This is a genomic window from Flavobacterium sp., assembly GCF_044361065.1.
In the GTDB taxonomy this organism is placed as follows: domain Bacteria; phylum Bacteroidota; class Bacteroidia; order Flavobacteriales; family Flavobacteriaceae; genus Flavobacterium.
The window spans coordinates 1-10,793 of the sequence record NZ_JBIKJI010000063.1 but is presented as its reverse complement, the minus strand read 5'-3'; the positions used below and the strand labels follow the sequence as shown (position 1 = coordinate 10,793).

Here is a 10,793-nt window from a genome sequence, read left to right as displayed (position 1 = left end):
AGCGAGGCTGATGGAATCTATTTAATTGTAGAACTAAAAATTACTAATAAAAGTAACATTCAAAGAAAACTTCACAATTATATGTTTCGTTTATCAAATTTTGAAAATGATTTTTTTGAATATTCGACAAAAGGTTTGTCAGTAATATCTATGAGTGGAATAAAATGTATTGATATTTTTGGTAAAGATTTTAATCCAAAAATTCCTATTTCAGTTAATCTAATTTTTGAAGTACCCGAAGAAAACATCTATTTCTTAACTCTTTGTGGTGGCGAATATCTTTGGGATGAAAATAATATTTGCAATTGCAAAGAAATTGAAGTAGTAAAATTATTTTAAATTCAGATACTGAAACAAGTTCAGTATGACAAAACAAATAAAGTAATTAATCTGTAGAAGGCACCTTTTACCCAAAACCCAAAACCTCATACCCAACTCCTAATGCTCCTCGTCTTTTCCTAAAATTTTGGTATCTACAGGAATGGCAGGTTGAAACATAAGTGTTTGTTTGTAGTACAAATAAAAACCTTTGTTGGTTCGGAATTCGAAGTCTTTAAATTTGAAGTTTTGGTCTTCATTTTCTCTTTTAAAAACAATTGATTCTTTAGAATCTGGCAAGAAAACTTCTGCAATTAAGCTGTCTTCATCCACAAAAAAGAAAGCGTTTTTTCTTTTGGCAAGCGAATCTCTTTCTATAGAGGTTAAACGATAGCCTTCTTCAAAAACACGAACACATTTTTTAGTCATATTCGACCATTTATAGCCGGCTTTTAAATCGCACCCATTTTCGTTTTTGTCATCATTTACCTGATTTTTCACAATAGAATCCATTTCCGTGGTATCTTTTGGCGGATTCTTTAAGATATAATCGCAAGAAAATAACGATGTCAGTACTAAAATATATACAAGTTTTTTCATTTTTAATTTAGCGTTTCTTGATAAATTAATGTTTCTACAGTTTCAAATTCGGTAGGTTTATCAGCATTATGAAAGTATTTTAGCAACACTTCACCCCAAACTTTACCATCAGAAAAGTTAGCAATAATCCATCGATGATTTAAAATTTTAATGTTATTAATCAAAAATGGATTGTCGCCAATTTGATCGTAAGAAACATATTTATTTCCTTTTTTATCTGCGTTAAAAGCAGTTAAATCTTCTTTCACTTTCGTTTGTAACGCTTTTACATCGTATTCAAAATAATACTCTTGTGCATTTTCATTCGTAGCTAAGGAAAAGGTATCATTGTCGCGTAATTTCGCAATGGTATCTTGTGCTTTTTTTAATTCCTTTTTACTAATTGTAGACACTTCTTCACTTCTTTTCAAGATATTTGAAGAATTTACAAATTGAAAAATATTAATTAATACTGAAAATACGATTCCGTAAAGTAATAAACTCCTTTTCATTTTACTATTTATTTAATTTCTATTTCTAAATTATCGTAAGCCAAAAATACGTTATCTGGCAATTGTTTTTGTACCTCTTCGTGCAATCCTAAAATATGACTAATATGTGTTAAATACGCTTTTTTAGGTTGCACCAAATTTATAAAATTTATGGCTTCTTCCATATTAAAATGCGTATTATGTGGTTCAAAACGTAACGCATTGATAACTAACACATCAACATTTTTAAGTTTTTCTAATTCTGAATCTGCAATGGTTTTTACATCTGTTAAATATACCACATCTTTAATTCGGTATCCAAAAACCTGTAAATTTCCGTGCATCGCATTAATTGGAATAATTTCCTGATTTTTAATCGTAATATTCTGATTATTTACGACTTCAATTGGCAACACAGAAGGCGCGCCTGGATATTTGTTTTCTTTTTCAAAGATATAATCAAATCGATTGGCTAAATTTTGCAACACGCGCGAATGTCCGTAAACCGGAATGTCACCTTGATTAAAATAAAATGGACGAATATCATCCAAACCAGCTGTATGGTCTGCGTGTTCGTGTGTAAAAAGCAACCCATCAATACGCGAACAGCCACTGGTAAGCATTTGCTGACGAAAATCGGGACCGCAATCAATAACTACTGAAAAATCTTCATCGTGTATCCAAACCGCAACTCGCAATCGTTTGTCTTTTGCATCATCACTTAAACACACAAAATGCGTACTTCCAATTACTGGAATGCCTTGAGATGTACCCGTTCCTAAGAAGTATAATTTCATATGTATGTGATTGATACGCTAAAAAAGTTACCCGCTACTTTTTGTAGAAAAGTGCTACTTTATTGTAATGGTTGTAATTTCTTTTTTACAAAAATAACAAAATACTCTTGTTAAAACCTATAATTTATTAACTTTGCAATGTATTTTAATTTGGCCAAAAACACATTTGAATAAATGACGACTGAAATCACATTAAGAGGAGACAAAGCTATTGAACAAATCCCTTCTACAAAGGACAAAGCACTCCGTATTAATTTAAACGAAAATATTTACGGAACCTTTGCCGAAATTGGTGCCGGACAAGAAACGGTGAGGCATTTTTTCAGAGCTGGAGCTTCTTCAGGTACGATTGCAAAAGCGATGTCTGCCTACGATAAAGATTTTAGTGATGCGATTTACGGAATTGAAGAAGATGGAAGATATGTGACTGAAAGCAGATTAAGAAAAATGCTTACGCACGAAACGAAACTTATTGAAGATCGTTTAAAAAGAGACAAGCACCCAAACAAAATGTTTTTTAGTTATGCGAATACCGTAGCGACTATTGATTTTGCAAAACAATTTAAAGGACACGGCTGGGTAGGAATTAAATTCCAAGTAGAACCCGACCAAGCGTATAATGAAATTTTAATTCACATTCGTTTTAAAGAAAATGATGCCCGTTTGCAACAAGAAACCTTAGGAATCTTGGGCGTAAACTTAATTTATGGCGCGTTTTACAAACACAATGATGCAAAAAAATTATTGCGTTATTTATACGACCATTTAGAAAAAGACCAAATTGAAATTGATACGATAAATTTCTCAGGTCCAAGTTTTGCAGATGTAGACAACAGATTAATGAGTTTGCAATTGGTAAAATATGGCTTTACAGATGCCGTAATGTTTAATCCGGAAGGAAAGAATATTTTGCCAGCAGCCGTTTTATATAAAAAAAATATTTTAGCGTTACGCGGTAGTTTCCGACCTGTAACCAAAGTAAATATGGATATGTATAAGCAATCTTACGAGATGTTTATACAAGAAAATAAAGTAAGTAAAGAAAATACCTTTGTGGTTTTCGAAATTACCCTTTCTAACCTAAAGGCAGAAGGTGAAATTGACGAAAGAGATTTCTTAGACAGAGCAGAACTTTTATGTGCTTTAGGTCAAACCGTAATGATTTCTAACTTCCAAGAATATTATAAAGTTTTAGAATATTTTTCATCTTTTACAAAATCACGTACTGCTTTAGCGATGGGTGTGAGTAATTTGGTAGAAATTTTTGATGAGAAATACTACCGTCATATGTCGGGTGGAATTTTAGAAGCCTTTGGTAAATTATTTTACAGAGATTTAAAAGTGTATTTATATCCGATGAAAGACCCAGAAACGGGTGAAATAATTACGTCAGAAAACTTAAAAGTGCATCCGAGAATGAAAGAATTGTATAAATTCTTTAAATACAACGGGAAAGTTACGGATATTGAAACTTACGATGCCAAAACATTAGATATTTTCTCCAGAAAAATATTAAAAATGATTGCTAAAGGCGAGTCTGGCTGGGAAGATATGCTACCAGATGGCACCGCAGAAATCATTAAAAAAGATCATTTATTTGGCTATCAAAAAGAAAAAGAATTAGCTAAGTAATAAACTAAAAAAATCCCAAACTCATAAGAATTTGGGATTTTTTTTATAATTTTTTCACTACAAAAGTGACAATTCCCCATATAATAAAATTATTTTCCTCTGTGATTTCAATGGGTTCAAAGAGTTTATTTTCTGGGAGTAAGAGTAAACTATTTTCTTGTACTTTAATTCGTTTCACGGTAAATTCTCCATCGATAAAACAAACGGCGATTTTTCCGTCTTGAGGTTCGATACTTTTATCGATTACTAAAATATCACCATCATCAATTCCGGCACCCGTCATAGAATTTCCATTCGCTTTAGCATAAAAAGTAGCCAACGCATTTTTAACTACTATTTGATCAATACTTACACGTGTGCCATCAAAATCTGCTGCTGGAGAAGGAAATCCTGCTTTTATTCCACTGGAAATATATGGCATATCTAAATTGCTTTCCGTATTTGGAATAAAAAACGATAGTCTATTTTCTTTTAACATTTTATATCTAATAATTCTTTAAAATCTGTTGTATATTTTTTTGATAAATAGTTTTGTTTCATTTTCCAAGTTCTATTTAAATCCTGATTCCCTAAGCGAATTTTTCGCTCGCCCGTTTTCATTCGAATGTCATCCATTACTTTCATTAATTTTTCGTGTTTCGGATTTTCTTCTACAAATAAATTAAACTGTTTTTGATGTTGCGGAATAATATCAGAAATAATAATTCCCGCTTTTGTATAAGTTTCGCCAGGCTGAAACAATTTTTCTAACATTTTAATAGCCGTTGTACTTATTGTTAAACTTGATTGTGTCGCAAAAGGCATCGTTTCGTACAAGGTAAAATTATAACGTTCATTACCTACTTTATATTTGTCTTTTCTGAGATACAAAACCAAACCATAACAACACGATTTTTGCATACGTAATTTTTCGGAAGCTACTGTTGCAAAAGTAGAAACACGCTCTTTCAATTCATTTAAATTGGTAATTGATTTTTCAAAAGTTCGCGTAACCGCTATGTTTTTTTTAGCTTCTGGTTGTTGCTCCAATTCTAATACAGATTGCCCTAAAAGTTCCGCACGAAGACGTTTTCCTACCACACCCATAGTTCTTTTAACAAAATCTTCATTATGAGGTGCTGTAAAGTCATAAGCTGTAACAATTCCAAAGGCCTTCATTTTTTTTGACAACCGGAAACCTATACCCCAAATATCTTCAACTTTTGTCCATTTTAGGGCTTTGATTCGTTTTTCATCGGAATCAATAACATAAATACCGCCCGTTCTATCTTGAAACTTTTTAGCAATTCTGTTGGCAACTTTACTCAGCGCTTTCGTTTCGGCAAAACCGACACAAACTGGAATGCCAATCCATTTTTGCACCCGTTGTTTCATTTGCAAACCACAAGTTTCAAAATTAGTCGTATTGGTGTTTTTAAAATTAAGAAAAGCTTCGTCGATACTATAATTTTCGATATCTGGTGTAAAATCTGCAAGCACATCCATTACACGTTTACTTAAATCGCCATACAGCGCATAATTGGATGAAAAAACAGCAATTTGATGTTGTTTAATCTCATTTCTAATTTTAAATTCGGGTACACCCATAGGAATACCAAGCGCTTTTGCTTCATCACTTCTGGAAATCACACAACCATCGTTATTGGATAAAACGACAACAGGCTTTTTCTTGAATTGAGGTTGAAAAACACGCTCACAAGACACATAAAAATTATTACAATCTACCAATGCAAACATAATGTAAAGGTACAATTTTGACTTGGAAATTGGATTGAAAATTTATTAACAATCGAAATATTTTTAAAAAAAAACCCCAAATTCCTTAATTAAATTTGGGGTTTTATTATATAAAATCTATTTAATTACACGTGTAACGCTCTATTTGCAGTTGCAGCTAAAGCGGCTTCTTTGATGGCTTCTGCAAACGTTGGGTGTGCGTGAGACATTCTTGAGATATCTTCTGCAGATGCTCTAAATTCCATTGCGGTAACCGCTTCTGCAATTAAATCGGCACAACGAGCACCAATCATATGAACCCCTAACACCTCATCTGTTTTGGCATCGGCTAAGATTTTTACAAATCCGTCTGTGTCACCACCAGCTCTTGCTCTTCCTAATGCTTTGAATGGAAAACTTCCTGCTTTAAAATCAATGCCTTCTGCTTTTAATTGCTCTTCTGTTTTACCTACAGCTGCAACTTCTGGCCACGTATATACAACTCCAGGAATTAAATTATAATCGATATGTGGTTTTTGTCCTGCGATGATTTCAGCAACCATAACACCTTCTTCTTCCGCTTTGTGCGCTAACATCGCACCACGTACTACATCGCCAATTGCATAAATATTTGCTGCTGAAGTTTGTAAATGATTGTTCACTTCAATTTGACCTCTATCTGTAACTTTTACGCCTGCTTTTTCAGCGTTTAAACCATCCGTATATGGACGACGACCTACAGAAACTAATGCATAATCACCTTCTAAAGTAATGATTTCTCCTTTTGCATTTTCAGCTTTTACAGTAACTACATCTCCTGCTCTCTCAACCGATTGTACTTTGTGAGACGTGTAGAATTTCATACCTTGTTTTTTCAAGACTTTTGTTAATTCTTTAGATAAAGAAGCGTCCATTCCTGGAATAATTCTATCCATAAATTCTACTACAGAAACTTGCGCACCTAATCGTAAATATACTTGTCCTAATTCGATACCGATAACACCTCCACCAATAATTACTAAATGTTTAGGAACTTCTTTTAATTTTAAAGCTTCCGTTGAAGTAATGATTCTGTCTTTATCTAATTTGATGAAAGGCAAGTTTGAAGGTTTAGAACCTGTAGCAACAATGATGTTTTTTGATTCGATGATTTCTGAAGTACCGTCTGCTTTAGTTACCTTAACAGAAGTAGCGCTTTCAAAAGAACCTAATCCTTCAAAAACAGTAACTTTATTTTTGTCCATTAAGTATTTTACACCACCAGAAGTTTGGTCTACAACTGCTTGTTTTCTGGCAATCATTTTTTCTAAATTGACTTTTACTTCACCCGAAACTTCAATTCCGTGGTCTGCAAAATGTTGCAATTCTTCATAATGATGCGATGATGCCAATAATGCTTTTGATGGAATACATCCCACATTCAGACACGTTCCGCCAAGCGTGGCGTATTTTTCAATAATTGCTGTTTTAAATCCTAATTGGGCGCAACGAATTGCTGCTACATATCCTCCAGGTCCAGAACCAATAATGGTTACATCAAATTGACTCATAAATATATTTTATAAAATGTTATAGTATGTTTTCAAAGTACAAAAGTAAAGTTTTTAAATAAATATGTATAGCTATTTAGCGAAAAAACTTTACTATTTTTAATTCAACACAAATGAAGTAGAATTTTTCACTTCTCCAATCATAAATGTGCTGTGCGTACTACCAATATGTTGCAAAGTGGTTAACTTAGTAACCATAAATTCTCGATATTCTTCCATATCTTTTACGCAAATTTTTAGAATATAATCGTAATCGCCACTTACGTGAAAACATTCTAAAACTTCAGTTAGCGTTACTACTTCTTTTTCAAATTCGGAAATTAAATCTCTTGAATGTTTAATTAATTTAACGTGACAAAAGACTACAAAACCTTTATTGATTTTTGTTTTATCTAAAATAGTAACATACTTCCGAATAATCCCTTCGCGCTCTAACTTTTTTATTCGTTCATACACAGCAGTTACGGATAAATTTAATTTACTTGATAGTTCTTTTGTTGTTTTTTTAGAATCGATTTGCATCAATTCTAATAGTTTTTTATCAATTGCATCCATTGGTGTCGTAATTTATTAGTTAAAAATACATAAAAAAAACTCTGCTCCACGAAGTTTCTAACTTCGTGGAGGCGATAAAAGTTCTCCGAACTTTACTAATCGGTCTGAGACCGAAAAACACTTCCTCGAAGTCGGGAGACTTTGAGGAGCGGGTCGTTATTTATTTGGTAAAAATACATAAAAAACCTAAATTAATGATAAATAATCTATAATTAACAAATATTTTAGATAAATAAACTAAATATTTAAGGTATTATTGAAATATTAATTTATTATTTTCAATTTTGATAGATAAAAACAAACAACTATGAGCACATTTAATCCAGCCGACAACATACAAGATTTACAGTATTTTGGCGAATTTGGAGGAGTAAATCCTTCTATATCCGATTCATCTACATACACGTTTCTTTCTGCTAAAACTATGTTTGATACCTTTGAAGGTAACGCAGAAGGGTGTTATTTATATTCCCGACATTCCTCGCCAAGTAATTTATATTTAGATAAAGCGTTAGCAGCAATGGAAGGCACTGAAACCGCTAATGTATCTGCTTCTGGAATGGGCGCCATTACGCCAACAATTTTACAACTTTGCGGACAAGGTGACCACGTGGTTTCAAGTAGAACTATATACGGCGGAACCTATGCCTTTTTGAAAAATTTCGCCCCGAGATTTGGTGTGAAAACTACTTTTGTTGACATTACTAAATTAGACCTTGTAGAAGCTGCTATAACTTCTACAACTAAAGTTTTATATTGCGAAACGGTGAGTAATCCCTTATTAGAAGTAGCTGATATTGCTTCTTTAGCTAAGATTGCGAAAAAGCACAATCTTAAATTGGTAGTTGACAATACGTTTTCGCCTTTATCGGTATCGCCAGTAAAATTAGGTGCGGATATTGTGATACACTCTTTAACAAAATACATCAACGGAAGTTCAGATACGGTGGGCGGTGTAACGTGTGCCAGTCAAGCATTTATTAACGATTTAAAAAACGTAAATTCTGGTGCCAGTATGCTTTTAGGTCCTACAATGGATAGTTTACGTTCGGCATCGGTAATGAAAAACTTAAGAACACTTCATATCCGAATGAAGCAGCACAGTCATAATGCGATGTATTTGGCGAATAAATTTGAAGCAGACGGCATCAAAACCGTTTATCCAGGATTGGCAAGTCATCCAAGTCATACTATATACAAAAATATGATTAATCCAGAATATGGCTTTGGAGGTATGATGACGATTGATGTTGGAAGTTTAGAAAAAGCCAATGCTTTGATGGAATTAATGCAAGAAAGAAATTTAGGGTATTTGGCTGTGAGTTTAGGATTTTATAAAACACTTTTTAGTGCTCCAGGAACATCCACTTCTTCTGAAATCCCTTTAGAAGAACAAGCAGAAATGGGTTTAACTGATGGATTAATTCGTTTTTCTATAGGTTTAGACAACGACATTGAAAGAACGTATCAAAGTATGTATGCTTGTATGAAAGAATTAGATATTTTGTAAAAAATATTAAAATCAATATTGTCGGATTTAAACCAGTACATTCAATTTAATTTATTGAAAAAATTATTAGCCACGGATTATAGGATTAGCACTGATTATATCATTTATATTTATAAAAATCTGTGCTAATCAGTTTAATCAGTGGCTTAAAAAAACATCCATTTATTAGACTAAAGCCAATTAATTTAAATTTTTATCGGACAATTTTGGAAAAAAAATTTAATACTTTAAAATCTGATTTAGAAATGAGTCGGATTTTTTTTGTAACAAATGCTTATCTTAGCCAACTAATTCACAAATTAATTTCTTACAATGAAAAACTATATTTTAAGTTTTCTTTTAGTTGGATGTGTGTCTTTTGCACAAAAACTAACTATTGAAGAAACTGTAACAGGAGCAAGAAAATATGCTCCCACTTCATTAAACGCAATTCAATGGAGAAAAGATTCAAAATCCGTTACCCATTTAAGTTCAGATTTTACTAATTTGATGGAAAGAAGCGCTATTTCTGGATGGGCTTTAACTACTTTAGCTACTAAATCGGAATTTGAAGCCGCTTTGAAAGAAGTACTACCAACAGAAGAATTTGTATTACGCACCTTTCCTTTTTCTATTGAATGGAAAAGCAACAATACATTTCAAACAGAAATTGCTTCAAAAACAAATCAATATCAAGTAACGTATGATGTAATTACTAAAAAAATTATTTCAAAAATTGGCTATGCTTTAGAAGGAAGTCAAGCGCGTTTTGCTTCCAATTCTAATGTAGCTTGGTTAAAAGACAATAACATCAGAATAACATCAAATAATAAGACCATTGAGGTAACTAACGATGAAAATCTTGCTATTGTAAACGGTTCAGATTATGTACACCGTCAAGAATTTGGTATTGACAGAGGAATGTGGTGGAATGCTTCAGGAACGCAATTGGCGTATTACCGAAAAGATGAAACTATGGTAGGTAATTATCCTATTATCAACTGGAACGAACGCGAAGCGGTTAACAAAGACCTAAAATACCCAATGGCAGGTATGACCAGTGAGCAGGTTACTTTAGTACTATACGATGTGGCTTCAGGGAAAAAAGTAACGCTACAAACCGGTGAACCAAAAGACCAATATTTAACGATGGTATCTTGGGAACCTACAGGAAAATATATTTTTGTGGGTGTATTAAATCGAGACCAAAATCATTTAAAATTTAACAAATACGATGCTTCAACTGGGGCTTTCGTAAAAACGTTATTTGAAGAAAAAGCGACCACTTGGGTGGAACCGCAAAACGCTTTGACATTCGTACCAAATAATCCGACTCAATTTGTTTATCAAACGGATTTTAATGGATACAATCAAATGTATTTGTACACTACTGATGGCAAACTACTTAAAAACTTAGGTTTTAATGATGTGGTGGTTATTAATTTATTAGGTTTCGATGCTACAAATTCGAAAATAAATTACATTGGAACAGCAAATAACGGATTAGACAGACAATTATATCAAGTAGATATAAAAACGGGAAAAACTGTGCAATTGACTACTATTTCTGGAACTCACAATGCTTCTGTTTCTTCAGACGGCCTGCTGGTTTTAGATCAATATAGTAATGCTATTACGCCAAATGAAATTTCGATTTTAAACATCA

At 32.8% G+C, this 10,793-nt stretch carries 11 protein-coding genes; 4 read left to right on the top strand and 7 right to left on the bottom strand.

Features of this window, described 5'->3' with window-relative positions:
* A partial coding sequence (locus tag ACIQ11_RS05465) for a DUF4352 domain-containing protein (protein ID WP_396153543.1) occupies positions 1 to 339 on the top strand: 339 nt, incomplete at its 5' end.
* Between the two features lie 99 nt (positions 340 to 438).
* Here ACIQ11_RS05465 and ACIQ11_RS05460 read toward each other — a convergent pair.
* The 3 genes from ACIQ11_RS05460 to ACIQ11_RS05450 are packed head-to-tail and all read right to left on the bottom strand — an operon-like array spanning position 439 to position 2,185.
* The gene (locus tag ACIQ11_RS05460) at positions 439 to 918 is read right to left on the bottom strand and encodes a hypothetical protein (protein ID WP_396153541.1); all 480 of its coding nucleotides are present in this window, start codon (positions 916 to 918) and stop codon (positions 439 to 441) included.
* 2 nt (positions 919 to 920) lie between these two features.
* A complete protein-coding gene (locus ACIQ11_RS05455) occupies positions 921 to 1,409 on the bottom strand; it encodes a hypothetical protein (RefSeq protein WP_396153539.1) in 489 nt (162 codons plus the stop codon).
* 8 nt (positions 1,410 to 1,417) lie between these two features.
* Positions 1,418 to 2,185 carry an MBL fold metallo-hydrolase gene (locus ACIQ11_RS05450; RefSeq protein WP_396153537.1) on the bottom strand — a complete coding sequence of 256 codons (768 nt, stop codon included), beginning with the start codon at positions 2,183 to 2,185 and terminating at the stop codon, positions 1,418 to 1,420.
* 174 nt (positions 2,186 to 2,359) lie between these two features.
* Here ACIQ11_RS05450 and ACIQ11_RS05445 point away from each other — a divergent pair, with 174 nt between their 5' ends.
* Positions 2,360 to 3,817 carry a TonB-dependent receptor gene (locus ACIQ11_RS05445; protein ID WP_396153535.1) on the top strand — a complete coding sequence of 486 codons (1,458 nt, stop codon included), beginning with the start codon at positions 2,360 to 2,362 and terminating at the stop codon, positions 3,815 to 3,817.
* 43 nt (positions 3,818 to 3,860) lie between these two features.
* On the opposite strand, the gene ACIQ11_RS05440 is transcribed toward ACIQ11_RS05445, so the two are convergent.
* From ACIQ11_RS05440 to ACIQ11_RS05425, 4 genes are all read right to left on the bottom strand, one after another.
* Complete coding sequence (locus ACIQ11_RS05440; RefSeq protein WP_396153533.1) at positions 3,861 to 4,295, bottom strand: LexA family protein; 435 nt, start codon at positions 4,293 to 4,295, stop codon at positions 3,861 to 3,863.
* Positions 4,289 to 5,554 (bottom strand): Y-family DNA polymerase, encoded by a 1,266-nt coding sequence (locus ACIQ11_RS05435; RefSeq protein WP_396153531.1) that lies wholly within the window; start codon positions 5,552 to 5,554, stop codon positions 4,289 to 4,291. Before ACIQ11_RS05435 ends, ACIQ11_RS05440 begins: the two co-directional genes overlap by 7 nt.
* Before the next feature lie 125 nt (positions 5,555 to 5,679).
* Complete coding sequence (gene lpdA / locus ACIQ11_RS05430; protein ID WP_396153529.1) at positions 5,680 to 7,083, bottom strand: dihydrolipoyl dehydrogenase; 1,404 nt, start codon at positions 7,081 to 7,083, stop codon at positions 5,680 to 5,682.
* 99 nt (positions 7,084 to 7,182) lie between these two features.
* On the bottom strand, positions 7,183 to 7,638 hold the full coding sequence (locus ACIQ11_RS05425) for an Lrp/AsnC family transcriptional regulator (protein ID WP_291241352.1): 456 nt from the start codon (positions 7,636 to 7,638) through the stop codon (positions 7,183 to 7,185).
* A 307-nt stretch (positions 7,639 to 7,945) separates the two neighbouring features.
* Here ACIQ11_RS05425 and ACIQ11_RS05420 point away from each other — a divergent pair, with 307 nt between their 5' ends.
* Both ACIQ11_RS05420 and ACIQ11_RS05415 read left to right on the top strand, forming a co-directional pair.
* Positions 7,946 to 9,148, top strand: a complete 1,203-nt coding sequence (locus ACIQ11_RS05420) for an aminotransferase class I/II-fold pyridoxal phosphate-dependent enzyme (RefSeq protein WP_396153527.1) — start codon at positions 7,946 to 7,948, stop codon at positions 9,146 to 9,148.
* A 312-nt stretch (positions 9,149 to 9,460) separates the two neighbouring features.
* Positions 9,461 to 10,793 (top strand): DPP IV N-terminal domain-containing protein (locus ACIQ11_RS05415; protein WP_396153525.1); only part of this gene is annotated, 1,333 nt, incomplete at its 3' end.